Origin of the sequence: Arachidicoccus sp. BS20 (assembly GCF_001659705.1) — a bacterium.
Taxonomy (GTDB): Bacteria; Bacteroidota; Bacteroidia; order Chitinophagales; family Chitinophagaceae; genus Arachidicoccus.
The window spans coordinates 1,268,850-1,289,278 of sequence record NZ_CP015971.1; the positions used below are offsets into that span (position 1 = coordinate 1,268,850).

A 20,429-nucleotide genomic window follows, 5' to 3' on the forward strand; every position below is an offset into this window, starting at 1 on the left:
CTTTTTTACAAGAAAAAAATAACGCCGCCACAGATACTAGTAATAATGACTTGATTATAAATCTTTGCAACATGAACTTATAGTTTTTAATAAGTAAATAATAGTTTTCTTCTAACGAGGATTAAGTTCTAATCCTGCTAATTTCGCTTCTTCCGGCAACTGAAATAATCTCCGTGGGTCATCGGGCTTTAATTCTATAAAAGTCTCTACACCTCTACTGTCAATCACATTATGTCTTACCGTTATTCCGGTTCTGACGATATCCAACCAACGCAATCCCTCCTGTAAAAACTCCGCCTTTTTAGCATCTAATATCGCTCGGATAACGCCTTCTTTCTCATCTGATATGGAATAGTAAGCCATAATTTTGGAAAATGTAACAGCATCATTTATCGGATTATAATAAGACATTCTTACACTATAAAAAGTATTCAAATCCTGCAAAGCAAGGTCAAACTGACCTAATTGTGCATAGGCTTCTGCCCTGTTTAACAAAGCTTCATCCACTGTAAACAAAATCATAGGCAAATACGGATAGCCTGTGTTTGCCGTAGCATAGTAGAAATACTCTTTCCATTTATATGTTGTATAGTTTGGGAGCCCATAGTTAAATACCTTATTGTCCAACGCCTTTCCGATACAGTTACCTCCACTCAAAAACATATTTGACAAGGTAGAACCATAACCATACTCCGGTGTCGTATATACTCTTTGGTATGTGGAATAAGAACTGTTCATCAGCAAAGTTGCCTTAACGTCGGTTTTGGTAAATGCATTATTAAAATCCTGGGGACTTAAAGGTTTAAATACTGATGTCCATTGTCTTAGATTATCTTTAATGTCGCCGGACGGAATAATCTGAGCGACCTGGTCAATTACTTTTTGCCATTCTCCCTTGAACAAATAAAATCTCGCTGCAAATGCATGAGCCGCAGCAGGCGTAAAATGATACTTGGGAACATCATAAGCATTTGCAGAAAGCAACTTCATACCTTCGGTTAAGTCAGCCTCGATACTGTCATAAGTTGACTGAACCGTTCCTCTTGTATATTTTCCCAAAAGGGTCGTTTCCGGCGTAACGGGATAAGGAACACCTGGCGAACTATTATCGCCTCCATTTACATAAGGCTTTGCGAAAAATATAGATAACATGTGTTCTGCGTAAGCCCTGCAAACCAAAGCTTCTCCTTTATATGGGTCTGCATCTGCTCCAAAATTATTTTCTTTTATAGATTCCAAAGCCTGATTCGCTGCAGCAATTGCAGTATAGCAACCATTCCAATATGATATCGCGGTATTTGCATCGTTATTTGGATAGTCATTCCAAAAATAATAAGCTGTCAGATAATCGTTAATATCTCCCGAACCTTTATCTTCTGCATTGTCAGATGCGGTTTCTGCAAAAGTTAAATAATCAGCTTGCGGATAAGCAGTACCTACTAATTGCTTGAGTTTGTCAATCGTGTTAATCTGGGTCCTATTATCAGGATTCTTATTCAGAAATTTTTTACAGGATCCAAATAGGGTAATACTTAAACAACTATAAAGAAGTAATTTATTCGTTTTCATAATTTTTAATATTTTACAATCCAACTTTTAAAGTAAAAGTGAAATACTTTGGCTGAGGCAATGCTACACCTCCTGAATTAAAGAACTCCGGGTCTTGTCCGTTCAATTTTTTGTCGGCATATATCGTCCAAATATTATTGGTAGTGAAAGCAAAAGATGTCGTTTTCAACCCCAGTCTTTTACATAAGGCATTTGGCAGATTGTATGCGAGATTCACGTACCCGACTTTCACATAATCTCCTTTTGCCACACGTTCCGTAGAATAATTGTATAAATTGTATGGATAAACAGCGCTGACCAAATTACCATTGTTATCAACTATCTGTGCCTGAGATACTTGGTCCATTATTGCGGGAATGGTTGTTTTTAATTCATCGCCCGGCATTTCCCACCTGTTTGCGATGTCTTTACTCATTGCCTGCATATCTGAATAAGCAGAGCTTATGTCCGGATTTAATCTTAAAACATTGCCAGCCGAGAATTTAATTAAGCCTGCAATTGAGAAATTCTTATATCTGAAATTTGTGTAAAAGCCTCCGGTGGTAATCGGGTCTGTGGGTCCTTCGTATTTTAGATTAGACAGGTCATCACTCTGAAGATTGACATATGTGGTTACGGGCTTATCCTCTCCTGTACCAATAAATTTCGGATATCCCAAGTAATGGTCTAAACCGGCGAACTGCACTGAGAACATACCTCTTACCGGATAGCCCAGTATCGCAGCCCCGTTTCCCGATACGGCATCCCATATTCTGGGGTCGGTTTCCAATGATGTGATTTTGTTGGTATTTTTTGCAATATTGAATCTTACAGTCCAGCCAAAATCTCTTTTCCTGATGACTTCTGCATTAAGGGAAAATTCCAATCCACGACCTTTCATACTGGCATAGTTGCCTTGTTTTTGATATTCTCCACCAATACCGGAAGTTAATACCGGACCTATCAAACTAAATTGTTTTCTATCATAATAATCTGCCATAAGATTTATTCGGTTACTTAAGAAAGCTATGTTTGCTCCCAAATCCAGCTCATGTTGCTTTTCCCATGTCAATTCAGAATTTGCCAAGTGGTCAATGTAAGTTAAGGTCTCCTGGTCTGTAATATATGGTCTTCTCGCAATCATGTTATAATATACAGCAGAAGAATTTGTAGCATTTCCTATATTTCCGACTAAGCCGTAAGATGCCCTTAAAACTGCGCTTGTTATAATTTTATTTTCTTTCCAGAAGGGTTCTGCATCTATATTCCAGCTACCTGAAATATTCCATGTTGGCAGCCAGCGGGCAGTTTTGCTTTCTCCCATTTTATTGGAACCATCGTAGCGCATAGAAGGTGTAATGGTATATCTGCTTTTATAGGAATAGGTAACTTGTCCCATATAAGCTAAAAATCGGTCATATTGGGGACCCATACCAAAATATGCTTTACCTTGCTCTCCCGCTTGTTTAAAATATTTGTAATATGGATTTACAAGCCCTCCATTGTCATATTGATAACCGACGCCATCGAAGTATTCATTTTGCCTGTCTATGCTCCTGACTTCCATAGAAGCAAAAGCCGTCAATACATGGTCATTTCCGAAGTTTTTATTAAAATTCAGAGAGTTTCTCAAATAATAGCTCTTCATAGTAGTAGCGTTAATATCGTAAAAACCTCCACTCGGCAGCACGACTTCCGGAGTTGCATTTGAAACATCGGGGTCTGTGTAGAGATAATCATTGCTTCCAACCATTAATGCATTCAGATTTGCCTGATATGCCAAAACAAGATTGGAATTTTCCAAAGCATAGGTTTGATTCTCTGTCTTTACATATCTGTACGCTGCATCCAAACTATATTGCAGTGATGGCAGTAATTGATAAGAAGCATTACCCTGAATTTTATAATCCAATACATCCATCTACATATAGTTAGTATTCAGTTCATTCAGTATATTAAAGGGTGCATAGTTTTTGCGGAAATATTCAAGATTTCCGTTTTCATCATAAGCGGTTAACATCCTGCTAGTACCTAAAGCATATTGATAAGGGTTTATATCAAAACCTCTGATATAGGAGCCATAAACAGGCTCAGAAACCTGGTCTTGCGTACCCGGAGCCCTTTGATTTCTGACAGAACCTACCGACAATATTTCTCCTTTAAATTTAGAACCGACTTTAAAATTCATTCTAAAATCGCCAATTACCCTTTGTACACTGTTACCCAACGTAAATCCGTCGTCTTTTAAATAATCCAAAGAACCATAGGTTTGAAACTTATCTGTTCCGGATGACACACTCAAAGAATGTTCCTGCATCAATGAATTCTTAAACATTAAATCGAACCAGTTTGTATTAGCATTCGCATATCTCTGCAAAAAAGCGTTTCTGTGAGTATAGTCATTTATCAAACCATATTGTCCACTGCTTTCATCATACTCTTCAATCTCTTTATACATTTGATAAATAATTCCGCCGTTGCTGCCTCCCATAACACTATTAGCCTGAAAATACCCTTTGTTAAGTTCTTCCGTTAATACACTCATTTGTTCAGCGGAGTTCATAATGTCAAAATCTGCATAGTTAGGTTTTATGTATCTCGAAAAATTACCTACATAATTTATTGAAGGAAACCCACTGGCAGTGGAACGCCCCTTTTTGGTTGTAACCACCACTACGCCATTCATGGCACGCGCTCCGTATAAAGCTGTAGCTGCTGCATCTCTCAAAATAGTAATATCCTGGATATCGCTCGGACTGATACCGGCAATAGAAGACCCTAAAAGCGTATTCATATCTCCGGTAGTTAAAGCCTCGTTAGAGATATTAACAACATCTTCTATGATTATTCCGTCAATTACCCACAGAGGCTTATTATCTCCGGAAAGAGATGTCGCTCCACGAATTCTTAATTTAGGTGCAGCACCAAAAGTTCCTGAAACATTTTGCAAAGACACTCCCGCAAATTGACCTTCCAGCATTTTGGTAACATCAGGAGAACCATCTCTCTCCAGTTCCTTAGCCGACAATGTAGATGCAGAACCGTTAAATAGTTTCTTTCTGACCGTGGTATAACCTGTAATAACCACATCTCCCAACGCACTCGAATCTTCTTTAAGAGATACTAACAATGCTGTATTACCGCCAGCTTTAAGCGTGTAACCGGATAATGTTTGCGGCTTATAACCAACACAACTAAACACGAAACTGTACGTTCCTTTTGCCTCTACACTATCAAATCTGAAAACACCTGCCGTATCTGTTGTAGTCAGGTAAGACTTTTTAGTCGAAAGATTTTTTGCAGTTACCGTGACATTTGACACATGAACACCTTTTTCATTGTTTACGACACCAGAAACTGAAGTCGGTTGCTGTGCAAAAGCTGCAAATGAAAAGAATGTACCAATGGCAAAAAAAGCTATTCGCTTGTAATGAACCTTTAATTTTAGCACCATCCTCAAAGATTATTTTTTAATTAAAGTATACTATTCAAATGTTAATACGATGAAAAATGGCTTATCCCCCAAACAAATTAAAAAAATTTAAAAAAAAATTATTATTTCCCCGTTTGCTCAAACAAAATATGTTATATTAATATATATAATATTTTATTACATCACATACAACCGTTTGTAAATAATGGATACTTGTTTTAGGCGAAGAAAAATGGGAAATTATAATTTTGTTATCTTGGTAATAATAAACTTTTGGCTATCGGTTTTATCTATGCGCAGGTTGTTCATAGAAGCAATATCTTTAAGTATTTTATCTACCGGTTGTCTTGGATTAATGGCAGCTATGATATTAATATCCGCAACATCGGCAGGAGAATATTCAATTTGAACGTTAAACTTTTCAGCAAGCATATCCAATGCCGATGACATGGCAATATTATTCATAACTATTGAAGAGGAAGAGGACTTTTCCGCATGAGCAATAAGTATCGACGGTTTGCTATTTTCTGGAGACAGGAAATTAATAATAGAAGAAAATTTATTCTCCCGAATATTATAAACAATTTCATTACCTGCATTCAAATAATACCGTTTATAAACCGTAGTGGCAGCATTACCCACCTTGGTAACATATTTTCTGTTGTGGACGCTTAATTCTTTCAGATTATCATCTGCTTTTTTTACGAGCACTTTACCCTCATATAAGGTTACTGCTATTTCTTTAACGCCCGTTTTTACTCGAAAACGCGTACCTAAAGCAGTTGTGGAAATTTGGTCGCTGTAAACCGTGAACGGACGTTTCGAATCTTTATACACTTTAAACACGGCTTCACCTTTCAAATGTATGTCTCTCTTCGCAGGCTCAAAATTATCAAGGTAGCTAACCGTACTTTGCGGATACAGTTCAACAACCGTACTGTCGGGCAATATCAAGTGTTCCACAGCTGTGCCCATATTACTCTTGATAATTTCTTTAGCAGCCGGAACAATAGCAACAGGAGATTCAACGGCAGGCTTATGTTCAAAATAATACCAAATTCCCATGAATAGCACAACAACAGCCGCGATACTACTTACCTTGTAGTATAATGATTTCCGGTACAATCGCTTCTTATTAATGGCATAATGAATTTCGTCAAGCATTCTTTCAGACACACAAGAATCTATTGGTTCATTCCATTTTGAATCATCATTCCATTCTACATCCGGAAAATACTTGTCCACTTCCGCAGGATGTTCCTCGAAATAACGGGCTATCTCTTTTTTCTCTTCCACACTACAGGCTCCCGTAAAAAATTTATCTATTACTTCTTCAGTAATGTTCATACTTGTCGGCAAAATTACAATTTCTTGGTCAGCTTATATCGAATAGACCTACAAACAAAAGGCACATCCCCAAAAATGCTCTTATGTACCTGAGTGCCAGATTTATGTGATTCTCAACAGTCTTGGGTGCAATACTTAATTTTTCAGATATTTCTTTATTAGACATTTCATTGTACCGGCTCAATTCAAAAACCTTCCTTCTCATAGGCGGCAAAGAAGCAACTGCTTTTTCCAGCTTCAAAGTAGTTTCTCTATAAAATACATTTTTATAAACCTCATTTATAACTTCAACATTTCTATTTTTTACCACCAGCGATGCATCCTCATTCCTTTGTGTCTTCCTGATAAAATCTATTAGCGTAGTTTTTGCAATACGAAAAATCTGTATATTCAAACCAACATCGTCCGAAAGATGTTTACGACTGTTCCAAAGCTTAATAAATGTTAATTGCACTACTTCTTCCGCACAATAAGCCGAATTTGTACGCGCTATGATGTAATTATATAACTTCTTGTGATACTCATTATAAACTTGATTGAATATTTCTTCATTTCCATTGCGAAGTGCATTACTATAGCTCATAAGACAATTATATTTTACATAAACTTTAACGAAAATAAAAAATTAAATCAATTAGTCTAAAAAATAAAATGCACCTATGTTGCAGTTTTAAGAAAGCTACATTAAAATAAAAAAGCATAAAGTTTTTGACCTTATGCTTTTTATAACTTTGTGTTCATATTTTATCTTCTCTTTGCCGGCGGAGCAGCAACCATTGCCACAGGTGCTTTCAGTAAGTCTTTATGCTCGCGGTACATTTTCCATATAAACTCGCCGAACAAAGTATTTGCCCAGGCAAACCATTTTCTGGTAAAATCAATCGGTGCACTTGGATTAAATGATTCGTGCATAAACCCCGTGCCCGCGTGCGACTGGCGCAGCATTTCTATACAACTTGCCATTTCCTTTGTATCCGTAGATGTCAATCCGCGCATGGTAATACCTATGCACCAAATCTTATTCAAACCCGTATGCGGACTGCCAATTCCTTCTGCGACCGTACCTTTAAAATAAAAAGGATTTTCGTCCGACAATACGTAACGGCGCGTGTTGGCATAAGTAATATCAGTAGGAAAAACACTTTCCAGATACGGCATTGCCAGCAACGACGGTACATTCGCATCGTCCATCAGGTTAATACTTCCGTAACCGTTGATTTCATACGCATAAATTTTTCCGAACTTAGGATGCATTACCGTTGCCTGCTGCAAGCCTACATATACTTCTTTCGCCAAAGCTCTCACGTCTGCTGCTTTTTGCGGGTCTTTACCGATAGCTTCCCACATTTCCGCCAGCCAGCCTAACACTTTTACGGCGAAATAATTACTCGGAATAAGGTATGGGAATATAGTTGCATCATCGCTCGGACGGAACATAGAACAAATCAAACCATTTGGTTTTACGGGGTAACCGTATCCGCCTAAAGGCACACCGTCCGTAGCCCAGGAAGTTTCGCGCTGAAAGCTGTACGGACCTTGTCCGCTCATACGTTGCTGTTCACGGAAAGTCTGCACTACCAACGTCATTGCTTGTTTCCAATGCTCATCAAACGGCGCAGTATCGCCCGTTTGCTTCCAATACAAATAAGCCAGACGGATAGGATAACAAAGACTATCAATCTCCCATTTGCGCTCGTGCACGCCAGGTTTCATATCGGTAACATCCGTTTTTTTCCATTCGCTTACTTTGGTAGCATCTTTATAAAACGCATTCGCGTAAGGGTCGATGATAATACATTTATTCTGGCGGCGGATAACACCTTCAATCATATTTTGCAGCAGCTTATCATTCTTACAAAGCGGTAAATAAGGCGTTACCTGCGCCGTACTGTCGCGCAGCCACATCGCATCAATATCGCCCGTGATTACAAATGTATCCGGCTTACCGTCAATCAAAGAATATTCAACTGTCGTATCCAGAGTATTGGGAAAACAATTTCCGAAAAGCCACGCTATCTCTTTGTTTCCGATATTTTGCTGCACTTCATTGATAAGATTATCAACGGCTGTACTTTTGAACTTTCTTTGCCCGTAAGGAACACGCACTACAGGAAATTGCTCCTGCTGCAAGCTCTTCCCTAACCCGTATTTTGACGCTAACACACCTGCACCCGCCAATGCCGTTTGCTGAATAAATTTTCTTCTTTCCATTAAAAACTTGTTTTATAAAATATGTCCGCTAAAAGTAAGGCATAATTATTAATAAAAAAGTCAAAAATTAAAAGCATAACGAAAAGAAGAAAATACTTGCTTAACCGATGAAATCCAATTGCCCTTTCACACCAAAATGATTATTGTCAATTTTTAATACTCTGCGGAAACATTCTTTTGCTTCTGTATTGTTGCCCAACCCCAAATTTCCAAGTCCCTTCAAATACAAACAATGCGCTTTGTTTCGCTCGTTCAGGTCTGCATCAAATATCAATAAATCGGGCAATGACACGGCGAAATAATCAATCTTTATTTCGTCATTAATATGTTCATCCGCATACCGGACTAATTTGTTGAACATAACATTTGCTTTATCCGAGTTGCCCAATTTTTTCCAAGCCATTGCTTGGTAAAAATACTTATCGGGCTGCTGGTCGTTGTAATAAACAGCCGCCGACAATTCATCCAAACCGGCGCTTGCTTTATCGAAATTTTCTTTCGCTTTTTCCGCACAGCCTTTACCTTCGTAAGCAACGCCGAGCCAATAATAAATATCGTTTTCCTGCGCACCGTACAATTTCCCTTCTCCTAAATTGTGCGGATAAGAATCCGCTCTTGCGGTATTTAATAACTCAATGGCTTCATCAAAATTTTTATCTTCAATCTCCTTTCTTGCAGATTGAATGAGCGCATACAAATATTGTCCCGACACTTTTCCTTCGCCGCCTTCCCACGGATGGAATTTCCTGTGATTCAACAGTTGTAAGGATTTCGCGTGTTCGCCTTTAAAATTGTACAGCGATAATTTTTCCAGATAAACATCATCTCTTTCATTTGCAACATCCGAATTTTCTTCTAAAAACAATAATCTTTTTTCAATCGGATGATTCAATCTTTTATACAATTGGTCAAGTTCCATCAGCACACGCGCATCGGTTTTGTCCAAAGAAAATGCTTTTTCAAAATAAGCCAACGCCTTGTCCTTATCATTTCTTTTATTGAAATAGGCAATGCCGAGATTGCGGTAAACGGTTGCGAAATCCGCATCTCGTTTTTCCGATATTTCCCAATATTTTATGGCATCGTCATACTGACGTTTATCATAAAATAAATTACCAAGATAGTAAGGCGCTTTGTTGTCAGCAGGATTATTGTCAATAGCAAACTGCAACACATTCACATCCTGCAACCGGTCGGGAAAACAAAGATAAGCATCTGCATACGCCGCTTGCTGCAGGCATTTCAGCGATTTTTCTTTTTTATTTAACTGATGATTAAAATATGCTGAATAATAATACAGCATCGGATAATGGCTGCTTTCCAACGCAAGATTGATGAATGCAATAGCATCTTCAAACAATCCTGCATCGGCATAATCTAAAGCGTATTCAATAAAATTTTGCGCTGCATCGCGGGACAATTTTTTCAACTCATTGAGATAATTTTCATCCGTCAAACTCAATTCATAAAGCAAACCCAAATTAAATTTATCTCTTTGTAAACCCGCGTCGCACGCAGCTTTCGCTTCATCCAACAAATTTAATTTTCTTGCAGCAGCAGCTTTCAACACATAGGCTTTGCTATTGTTTGCATTGTTATCAATCGAGGATATTGCGTGTTCCAAAGCCAATTTATAATCGCCGCGCAGCATATCAATTTGCGCTACGGATAAATAACCGATGTCTTTCCACGCACGGCTCCAGGTTGCTTTGTAAAAAGCATCGTAGGCTTCCTCAATTTTGTTTTGATATTTCAGACTCAATCCGAGATTATAATAAGGCTCGCTGTCATACGGATTCGGATTACGTTGCGTGATGGTTTTTATCGCTGCGCGGAAATAAGGTTCGCTCTTTGCAAACTGTCCGCGCCGCAGATACCACAAGCCCAAAGCATTGTTGTTGCGGACATCCGTCGCATCTCTTTTCAGTGCTTCTTCGTAGTACGGAACAGGATTATATGTCGCATGACGATATTGTTCCAGATGCTGTCCCGTTAAAAACAATTGCTCGCAAGATGCAACTTCATTTGGCTGTAATGCAGGCTGCGCGGGCGTTGGAATATCATTTTGCTTATTCAATGCAGGTTCATATTTCAACAATTCTTTTCCTGCTGTTGAATAGATGATAATTTTTATTTTGCTTTCATCATACGCGTCATCAAGGCTCAATTCTTTTGTGAAAACATTTTCGGGAAGAATGGTTGCAACTTCATCCAATATTTTTTTATTATCAAAGTACGAAATAATTCGTACTTCTTTTTGTTTGGACGTTACATACACTTTCAGCGATAACTTTTCTCCTTCATTTTTCACGGAAACCAAAATATCTTTCGACGCGTTCTTCACTACACCAAGTTCGCGATAAGGCATAAAGTATTGCGTGAAAGTCTTGGTTTCGTAAGGCATCAGCCAGGAAAAGTCGGGTTGGTTATCGGTATAAACGCCTGTCATCAATTCAATGTACGGACCGTCTTCGTCCGTCAAATTTCTGTCCCACGCCTGCCCGAAATCGCTGTGCCCCCAAGTCCATTGTTTCTTGCCAGGCGACACATGATGATTGGCAACGTGCAATAAACCTGCCTGCGTGTCATGCTCGTAACCGCCCACAAAATCGTAGTCGGAATGAATAGCCATATACGAAGTAGGCACGGGAATATTTTTGTACATGGAAATATCCGTTCCGGGCGCATAATTGACTTTGTAATAAGTTCCCGTTGCAATCGGAAACGCTGATACATCGCGCTTTCCGTGGTCGAACACCGCATTCACATCTGAAGGAAAAACCGATTGATAATCATCATTCACCTTCACCGCAGGGTTCGCCCACCACAAAAATGTTTGCGGCAACGCAGAACGATTATAGAGCTTCGCTTTAATCTCAATGTAAGCCGTATCGGGATGCAATGTAAACGCAACAGTTGCTTTGGTATGAAACATTCTTTCCACTTCATTTATCCAAACTGTTTTGCTGCCGTCCGCATTTTCTTCCAACGTAAAATCAACTGGCTCGAACGTGCTCGGACGATGATGTTGTGGCCAGTTAAATTCTATTCCGCCCGAAATCCAAGGTCCGGTCAAACCGACCAACGCAGGCTTAATGACCTGGTTGTAATAAATAAAATGACGCTCTTTAATTTTATCGTAAGCCATTTGAATGCGGCCGCCAAGCTCAGGCAGAATCAGCACTTTGAGGTATTTATTCTCTAAAAATAATCCAATGTATTCCTTATCAATTTTCTCGTCATAAATTTTTTCAATCACAGGATTCGGATACACCACGCCGCTGCTTCCCTGGTAAACACGTTTCTCAAAAAACATCGGATTTTTGTCGGGCTTGCCCACTTCATACGTCGGTATCGTAACTTTTTCTTCCCAAACTTTTACAGACTGATTCATAATTGATAAAGCATTTTTTATTTTTTTTTACCATTAAGAAGTTAAGTGAATTAAGATTCCGCACCAATTACTCAAAACTTAATTTTCTCAATGCCTTTATGTTTTTATTTTAATGTCTCATTAAATTTTCTTCCAAATCTTCCAGCGATTTGCCTTTGGTTTCTTTTACTTTAAACAATACAAATACAAAGCCCAGCGCGCATATTGCTGCATAGATATAAAATGTTCCGTCTTTGAATTTTTCAAACAAAGGCGGAAAGGTAAACACCAATAAAAAGTATGCCGCCCATAAAAAAATCGTTGCTATGGATATTGCCGCGCTCCTGATTTTTGTAGGAAAAATTTCTGCAATCAACACCCAGGTTACAGGCGCAAGCGACATGGCATAAGTGCCGATTGCCGCCATTAAAAACCATGAAACGGATGATGAATTCGTTGCTAATAATTGTACAATTACGATATACAAAATCGTCAATCCGCCTGCGCCAATAAGCATTAAAGGTTTTCTTCCGGCTTTATCAACCAACAACATCGCCAGAATGGTAAACACTAAATTGATGCCTCCGATAAAAACCGTCTGCAATAATTGATTGTCCTGCGAAGCGCCGATGCTCGCAAAAATTTTAGGCGCGTAATTAAAAATCACATTGCTGCCGCACCATTGCTGAAACACCGCTAATCCAATGCCCACAATGGTTGCAGGCAAAAACATTTTGGAAAACACTTCGCTGTAATTTGCTTTTGTAATGCCTTGCAATGATTTTTTTATTTTGTTGATTGATTCACTTGCATAAACATCATCGCCGATTTTTGTCAATATCGTTTTTGCTTTCCCTTCTTTGTTTTCTTTCAGCAACCAACGCGGACTTTCGGGTAAAAAATACGCGCCGAGTAAAAACAATCCCGATGGAATGACGCCCAAACCGAACATCCAGCGCCAGGCATTTTCACCTGTATTTCGCAAGGTATAATTAACCAGATTGGTAATTAAAATTCCGATAACGACAGTCAGTTGATTAATGGCAACCATTCTTCCGCGAACGTGCGCGGGCGCTATTTCCGCGATGTACATGGGCGATAACATGGATGCCATTCCCACGCCGATGCCGGCTGCAAATCTTGCGCAGATAAAAATATTTCTTGCAGGCGAAAATGCCATCAATAAAGAGGAAACGGCAAACACGGCGGCGGCTATTAACAAGCCGGAACGGCGACCGTATTTGTCTGCAATTCTTCCTGCGAACAAACAGCCGAGCATCGCTCCTAACGCCAAACTTCCCGTTGCAAAACCTTCCCAATAAGCATCTAACATAAACTGCTTTTGCAAAAAAGGCAATGCGCCCGAAATAACCGCAAAGTCAAACCCGAAAAGATATCCGCCGAGCGCGGAAATAAAAGATATGCGGAGAATGTATTTGTTGTTGAATTTCATTTACTGTTTATGTTTATTGAGATTCCTCACTCGTTCCTCCTTCGGAATGACGAACACGTTCTTTAATTCTATTATACAATCATGATAACATTTGAACGAAATTGAAAACCCATGCGCCGTCATTCCGAAGTGAGGAATCTCATTTATTATTTTCTATTTAAAAAATTATTCATGAATATACATCGCCATACCGCCGCCGCTCACAAAGTGAAGCGGAATGCGGGTTTCATGCGTTACCGTTATTGTTTTGTAATTATATTTTGTTGCATCCTCAGCATCATCTTTGGTGTCGGAATAAATTTCTGCCGTGAAAGTTTTTCCTTTAGGCAGAAAAGAAAAATCCATATTTAAATTTCTTTCGGTCCAGTTCGTCATGCCGCCTACAAACCAATCGTTTCCTTTTCTTTTTGCCAATAAAGCATACTCTCCAACCCTTGCAGCCAACACTTTTGTATCATCAAAAGTTGTCGGCACAATAGATAAAAATTTCAATACATCAGGATATTTTTCATAAACGGTCGGCGCATCGCAAAGCATTGCCAAAGGTTGGTCAAACACAACGTACATCGCGAGTTCGTGGCAGCGCGTTCCCATCACGGAAGGCAAGCCTTCGCCAATCGGCTTGAAATCAGCTTTGGTTTTGTTACGCATTCCGCCGGGCGTATAATCCAACGGACCGCCTAACATTCTCGTAAAAATAAAAGTGAGATGATGCTCCGGGTTTGCCGTTGTGTCCCACTTATCACATTCTTGTCCGCGCACCGCTTCGTAGTTTAAGATATCCGGATAAGCACGTTGCAAGCCTGTAGGTTTGGTACAGCCGTGAAAGTCAATCATCAAATGCCGTGCTGCTGCGGCTTTCGCGATTTGTTCCATCGAAGCGATCGCCAATTGGTCGTCGCGGTCAAAGAAATCAACTTTCAATCCTGCCGCTCCAAGGCTTTTAATATAGTCCAGATTTGCATCTAAATTTTTCAGTAAAGATGTTGCCACACACCAAAGGAAAACGCCCACGTGTTCCGACTTTGCATGACTAATCACTGCACGGATATCAATCTTAGGATTTGGTTTCTGAATGTCGTAAACATTCGACCAGCCGGCGTCAATCATCATATATTCTAAATGATTTTTAGCAGCAAAATCAACATAATAATTGTACAGTTGTGTTGTGCGGTTGTCCATACCCGAAGGAATATCAGCGCCGGGCAATAACGCATCGTGCCACCATTCCCACGCAGCTTTGCCGGGTTTTATCCAGTTTGTATTTTGCAATTGACATGGTGTTGCTAATTTATAAACTAATTCATTCGTCAATAAAGATTTATCGTCATTTGTAACCATGACGATGCGCCAGGGAAAACTTCTCGACCCTTTTGTGTAAGCGATATACGGCGCTCTTTCTTTGACAACGGAAACAAAATTTCCCCAACTGCCCATCACTGTTTTTGAAGGATAATTTGCCCAAAGCCCTTGCATTGTATTATTTGATTTTTGTAAATACATTCCGGGATAATCCAACACGTCAGACTCTGCAATTACAATTCTTGTTCCGTTTTTATCGGTAAATAATGCAGGCGTAATCGCGTGTTTGTCTTCAGGAATTTTACTGAACGAAGGATACGTGTAAGACAATTCCCAAGCTGTGTAATTGTCCGTTTCAGCAACAATTGCCGATGTAGGATGAACAATATTAAAATCTGCCTGCTCGTGCATTACTTTAATACTGTCGGAAAAATTTGTAACGAAGCGATAGGCTATGCCTTCATCATAAGCACGAAAAATGACGGAATAATTATTGTCAAAATCAATCGTCAATTCATTGTAATTATCTTTTAGTTTATCAAATTTCCCGTTGATGAAATCAATAGTTTGGTTGACAGTTTTTGTATGTATATTTTTGATTGAACAATTTTTCCCTATAACCGCTTTGTTAAGCGTCATCGATATTCCCGAAGAATTTAAGACCAAAGAATTATTAAACCGGACATCATAAACAATGCTGTCACTAACGGTTATTTCGGCTTTGATTTTTTTGTCCGGCGACTGTAAAGAAAAATGTTTTATATCATTTGCATTAGCATAAAAGATATTCGACATGATGATGCCGAGTAACAAAAAAATCTTTTTCATTTTATAAAATCTCATTTATACTCTTTAATAAAATAAACCACATAGAAACATAGTTTGCATAGATGAATGAAGCGAAGAAGATAAGTTCACAATAGATTTTCATCTTCGATGAAAAATGCCAAGATGTTCTTCTCGAGTAAATATTAATCAACTTCAACAATCAACCGTTTTATAAAAATTTCTATGTGCATATGTGGTTTCATTCCAATTTATTTTACACCAAAACTGAATTTGATAAACTCGTTATATTCTTCATTCACATCCAAAATTGTCGATGGAAAATTTGCATGATTCGGACTGTCGGGATAATACTGACACTCTAAACAAAAGCCGTCAAATGGCTGATATTTTCTTCCGAAATAACCGTCCACACTACTTTCCAGAAAATCGCCCGTGTACAGCAACAAGCCCGGATAAGATGTAAAAACACTCATTGTTCTACCTGAAACTTTTTCCAAAACTTCACAAACAGGCGCTTCGGAATTTGGTTGAATCACATAACAATCATTCAAGCCTATTGCTTTATCATCCGTAATAATCAATTTTTCTTTTATTGAATTGTGATGAAATTTTTTATTCCCTGCGTCAACGATTTTTCCTGTCGGAATATAATGCTCATCAGTTTCCACAATTTTACCGGAAGCGATATTTAATTCATGTGACAAAATATTTTCTCTTCCCACGGATAAATTGAAATAGCTGTGATTGGTCAGATTCACAATCGTTTTCTTATCTGTTGTGGCATTATATTCAATCAGCAATTCATTTTCATCATTCCAGGTATAAGCTACTGCAAGTTGAAGATTGCCGGGAAATCCGCCTTCGCCGTCTTTGCTCAACAATGAAAAAGAAACGGAATCGTTTTTTATTTCGTAATCGAATATTCTCTTGTGAAATCCGCTTGCGCCGCTATGATTGCTATTATTATTTTCATTCGCTTCCAAAAAATACCGTTCATTATCTATCTTAAAACCTGCATTGGCGATGCGGTTTGCAAACCGACCGACAGTCGCACCTATGTAACATTTGTCTTTTAAATACCCTTCTAAATTTGAAAAACCGAGCACCACATTTTCTTTCATTCCGTTTTTGTCCGGTACAACAATTGAAACCACAGAAGCCCCGTAGTTCGTGAGTTGCACATAATTTTTATTTTTATTGACGAGCGTAAAAAGAAAAATATCTTTCTCTCCTAATTTTCCTAAAAACTCTTTCTGTATCAACATAAACCGATAACCCCTAATTAATATTTGTTAGGCAAAAATAACTACAGACAGAGACGCCGCAAATAGACAAATCTTTGAAAAGGATAGATTATTGTACGAAAGGACAAAAGAATGCAATAAACAAAACAGATAATATTTTTTTCCTCCTGCAAAGCTGTTGAAAGAGTAGCACATACGTGTCGCCTTGCTTGTTGGCAAAAGTATCCAAATAAAAAAAACGAGTTCTTTTCGAACTCGTTTTACTTTAGATTATTCTATATCACAACTTTACCTTAAAAGATTCTTCATTTTTAAATCGTTCACAATCGTTTTACCAAAGTCGTATCCCAATTTCTCAGGCGAACTCGGGTCAACCGTTTCGGACTGTGCAGAATAAATCAGTTTGTTGTTATTCTGTAAATCATACAGGTTTGTTTCAAACGAATAAGACGATGTTCTTTCGTAATAACCTGCATAAGGCGCTCCCCACATATACGGCGAATAAAAAGAATAATATCCCCAAAATGAATAATACGGTCCCCAATAACCGGGTACATACCTGTGCCCGGAATTTTTATCAATCAGCGCGATTGTAATAACACCGTCAATATCGTGCGAATGCAAACGATGCAATACTTGTTTCTCTGTCAAACCTCTAAATGCCACAGGACCAAATACATCGGTAGCTGTTTCGGCTTTAACGCCAATGGTTGCGAGGTCTTGCGCAAGTGCATTTTCCATATTCACTTTCACTGCTCTGTTTCTGTTGCTTAAAAGTCCGAGTACCAAAACTTTGTTGAAGTGCTTGCCTGTTTCCGTGGCTTTTGGAGAAACCCAGCTTGTTGTGAGGCGTGAAGTGCTGCAGCTTGCCAATAAGAGCATTGCAGGAATACACCATAAAAATATCTTTTTCATAACCTTTTGTGTTTGTGGTTTTAAAACTATGTTTTTAGATAATTATACGATAAAAATAAAACTAATTGCGTATTTGACAAATAAGAATCGAGCAAGGATTAATCAATTTTAATATTTAACTTCTTTTTAGTTAAGTCGAGCTAAACCTTTCGTGCAGAAGCAATACCTGCGGCACAAGCAATTGTTGTTCATCATTCACGACCACATAATCGCAAAGACTCATTTTTTCGTCTTCATCCATTTGCTTTACCACACGTTCCATTACTTCTTTCCGGGAAAGATTACTGCGTTGCATTACCCGATGTACGCGCAATTCGAGCGGCGCGTACACGCCAATGATTGCATCCAAACCTGCAACGGTTCCTGCTTCAAACAGCAAAGCCGCTTCTTTAAGCACGTAAGGTGTTTTCTGCTTTTCCATCCATTCATCGGCTGCCCGGATAGTCGCCGGATGCACTATCGCGTTCAGGGTTTTTAATTTTTCTTCATCATTAAAAACAACGGCGGATAAATATTTTCTGTTCAGCGTGCCATTTTCAAAAACTTCCTTTCCGAAATTTTTCACAAGCGCTGCATGAACATTTTTATCGCCCTGCATAATATTTTTCGCTGCGGAATCTGCATCAAACACAGGAATGCCAAACGTATGAAAGATATGCGCTACGGTGGATTTCCCGCTGCCGATTCCGCCTGTGATGCCGATTCTTAGCATAAGAGAATTTTTTATTCGTTGTTTGTCATATCGCTGCACTAAACCAACAAACGCATAAAACCATTTCTAGTGTTGACTATGTGTCTGTAAAATTTGTTTATATAAAAAACAAAGCCGAAAATTAAAACGTGTTTAATTCCGGCTTTGCTACATTTTTTTGAAAAAAAATTTATTTAGTTGCTGTTCCGCCATTGGCTTTTTGCAAAGCTGTCGTCCATTCCAGACTGATGGCAGATTTTTCCAACTTCACGTAACTGCCGGGACTTGTTTCTAATTGAATAGTTGTACCGTCTTCATTAATTTTATTTACTGTGCCGTGAACGCCTGCAATAGTTACTATTTTATCTCCTTTCTGTAAATTATTAATAAAGTTTTTCTGGTCTTTTGCTTTTTTCTGTTGCGGACGCATCAGGAAAAAATAAAAGACTACAATAATTCCCAGCATAGGAAGCATTGTAATCCATGAACTTTGCGCATTACCCTGCGCTGCCATCATTAATACTGCGTTTGTTGTCATTAATCTTTGTTTTGATGAAATAAAAAGTTTGAAAATATCTTATTTTGTTACCATTCCGGTAAAAGAAAGAACAAAATGTTTATCGTTAACGGTATTGGAACTTACAATAATGCTTTTGTGCACTGAGCCTGTCGTGCCGTGATGACTGTCGTATTGTGCTTTTACGAAACCTTTATCGCCGGGCATCACTGCGCTTTTCGTATAATCGGCAACTGTGCATCCGCAGGTCGGTCGCACTTCGGTAATGTACAAAGGTTTGCTGCCGACATTTTTAAAAGCATATTCAACATTCACTTTGTCGCCAAATTTTGCAGTACCGAAATTTTGGACAGAATCAATCCATTGAATGGTTGTATAATTTGAAGTATCTGCGAGAATACTTACAGGAGACTTTACGCCGGAAGTGTCATTATTGCTTTTACAAGCGCTAAATGCGGCAATTACTACGATTGCCGGTAAAGAATATTTATTCATAAGAAACGGTTATCTTTTTCTGAAATCAATTTTATTGATTCTGTTTTGCGAAATTAAATCTTTATGAATAGAATCTAAAATTCCGTTTACGAATTGTCCGCTTTGCTTGGTGCTGTAATCTTTAGCAACGTCAATATATTCGTTAATCGTAACTTTTGTAGGAATGGTTTCAAAGAAAAGCAATTCGCTCACGCCCATTTTTAACAATAGCATATCCACTACCGCAATTCTTTCCGGGTCCCAGTTTTTAAGCTTGGGTTTTATCAAATCCATCAGCACGTTTTCTTTTTCCAAAACCGTTACGAGTAAGTTCTTTGCAAAGGTCCATTTATCGGGCGATACCGATTCACGCAAATCCAGTGATTGCGGTTTTTGAAGGTATTGCAAAATCATCTGTTCCGCGATTTCACAATCATCATCCCAATTCTGAAACAATTCTTCCGTTTGATATATAAACGATTCATCTGCCAATAAAATATCCGTGAAAATATATTGCAGAATTTCCGTTTCCGATTTTTTATTGCGGCTTTGCTCCGCAATATACTGTTTGTAAACATCCGATTCGCTCAATTGTAAAAACGCTTTTTTGATAAAATCGGCATCGGGCATCAATGCGATTTTATCTTGCTCCACAATGGTACGGAAGCCTGCATTTTCCCATATTTTCCACATTACCTCATTGCCCGCAATTTTAATATTAACATTAAGGTCTTCTTCGGTTTTAATGTTTTTGGAAGCGCGCTGCCGTGCGTACGTTTCTGCGTAGCGGGCAATTTCCACAATGTTCAACAATAAATAGGCGATTAATGTGCGTGTTTGGTCAATCTGCTTACGCAATTGTTTTTCAAGCTGTGCCGGTTGTGCATTCTCCGAACCCAAAGATTCCAGTGCATATAAAAGCTGCATTACTTTAATTCGGATGTTTCTTCTGCTAATCATATATCTGTATAAGAACTTTTTTCGCTGCGCAAAAGTAAGCATTAATGCGGTTAGACATATTTTTTTCAGGCAGAAGTTTTAAGCTTATTGAAAAGGTATCTAATCTCAATATTGTCCACATTTTCCCATATCGTAGTTATGTTGTACTTTTCCACCGAAAATTTTTTCAAAA

15 protein-coding genes are annotated in these 20,429 nt (G+C 38.5%); all 15 read right to left on the reverse strand.

The genetic code is table 11. The annotated features are described in order from the left end of the window. Positions 1-111 precede the first annotated feature (111 nt). Positions 112-1,569, reverse strand: a complete 1,458-nt coding sequence (locus A9P82_RS05580; RefSeq protein WP_066205149.1) for a RagB/SusD family nutrient uptake outer membrane protein — start codon at positions 1,567-1,569, stop codon at positions 112-114. Between the two features lie 13 nt (positions 1,570-1,582). Next, a complete protein-coding gene (locus A9P82_RS05585; RefSeq protein ID WP_066205151.1) occupies positions 1,583-3,469 on the reverse strand; it encodes a SusC/RagA family TonB-linked outer membrane protein in 1,887 nt (628 codons plus the stop codon). Continuing rightward, a complete protein-coding gene (locus A9P82_RS05590; protein WP_066205154.1) occupies positions 3,470-5,002 on the reverse strand; it encodes a carboxypeptidase regulatory-like domain-containing protein in 1,533 nt (510 codons plus the stop codon). A 219-nt stretch (positions 5,003-5,221) separates the two neighbouring features. After that, complete coding sequence (locus A9P82_RS05595; protein WP_066205157.1) at positions 5,222-6,328, reverse strand: FecR family protein; 1,107 nt, start codon at positions 6,326-6,328, stop codon at positions 5,222-5,224. 28 nt (positions 6,329-6,356) lie between these two features. Beyond that, entirely contained in the window at positions 6,357-6,911 is a 555-nt protein-coding gene (locus A9P82_RS05600; protein WP_066205159.1) for a sigma-70 family RNA polymerase sigma factor, read from the reverse strand. A 161-nt stretch (positions 6,912-7,072) separates the two neighbouring features. Next, positions 7,073-8,539 carry a glycoside hydrolase family 125 protein gene (locus A9P82_RS05605; protein ID WP_066205162.1) on the reverse strand — a complete coding sequence of 489 codons (1,467 nt, stop codon included), beginning with the start codon at positions 8,537-8,539 and terminating at the stop codon, positions 7,073-7,075. Between the two features lie 100 nt (positions 8,540-8,639). Beyond that, a complete protein-coding gene (locus A9P82_RS05610) occupies positions 8,640-11,933 on the reverse strand; it encodes a tetratricopeptide repeat protein (RefSeq protein ID WP_066205165.1) in 3,294 nt (1,097 codons plus the stop codon). Positions 11,934-12,042: 109 nt separating this feature from the next. Next, entirely contained in the window at positions 12,043-13,365 is a 1,323-nt protein-coding gene (locus tag A9P82_RS05615) for a sugar porter family MFS transporter (protein ID WP_066205168.1), read from the reverse strand. A gap of 165 nt (positions 13,366-13,530) precedes the next feature. After that, positions 13,531-15,495, reverse strand: coding sequence for a glycoside hydrolase family 97 protein (locus A9P82_RS05620; RefSeq protein WP_197492248.1), 1,965 nt, complete (start codon positions 15,493-15,495; stop codon positions 13,531-13,533). Between the two features lie 209 nt (positions 15,496-15,704). Continuing rightward, positions 15,705-16,721, reverse strand: a complete 1,017-nt coding sequence (locus tag A9P82_RS05625; protein ID WP_066205173.1) for an aldose epimerase family protein — start codon at positions 16,719-16,721, stop codon at positions 15,705-15,707. 267 nt (positions 16,722-16,988) lie between these two features. Next, positions 16,989-17,615, reverse strand: coding sequence for a hypothetical protein (locus A9P82_RS05630; RefSeq protein ID WP_066205175.1), 627 nt, complete (start codon positions 17,613-17,615; stop codon positions 16,989-16,991). Positions 17,616-17,745: 130 nt separating this feature from the next. Next, positions 17,746-18,327, reverse strand: a complete 582-nt coding sequence (gene coaE / locus A9P82_RS05635) for a dephospho-CoA kinase (RefSeq protein ID WP_066205178.1) — start codon at positions 18,325-18,327, stop codon at positions 17,746-17,748. A 169-nt stretch (positions 18,328-18,496) separates the two neighbouring features. After that, entirely contained in the window at positions 18,497-18,844 is a 348-nt protein-coding gene (gene yajC / locus A9P82_RS05640; protein WP_066205180.1) for a preprotein translocase subunit YajC, read from the reverse strand. A 39-nt stretch (positions 18,845-18,883) separates the two neighbouring features. Continuing rightward, positions 18,884-19,318 (reverse strand): DUF1573 domain-containing protein, encoded by a 435-nt coding sequence (locus A9P82_RS05645; protein ID WP_066205182.1) that lies wholly within the window; start codon positions 19,316-19,318, stop codon positions 18,884-18,886. A 9-nt stretch (positions 19,319-19,327) separates the two neighbouring features. Beyond that, complete coding sequence (nusB, locus tag A9P82_RS05650) at positions 19,328-20,257, reverse strand: transcription antitermination factor NusB (protein ID WP_066205185.1); 930 nt, start codon at positions 20,255-20,257, stop codon at positions 19,328-19,330. Between the last annotated feature and the right edge of the window lie 172 nt (positions 20,258-20,429).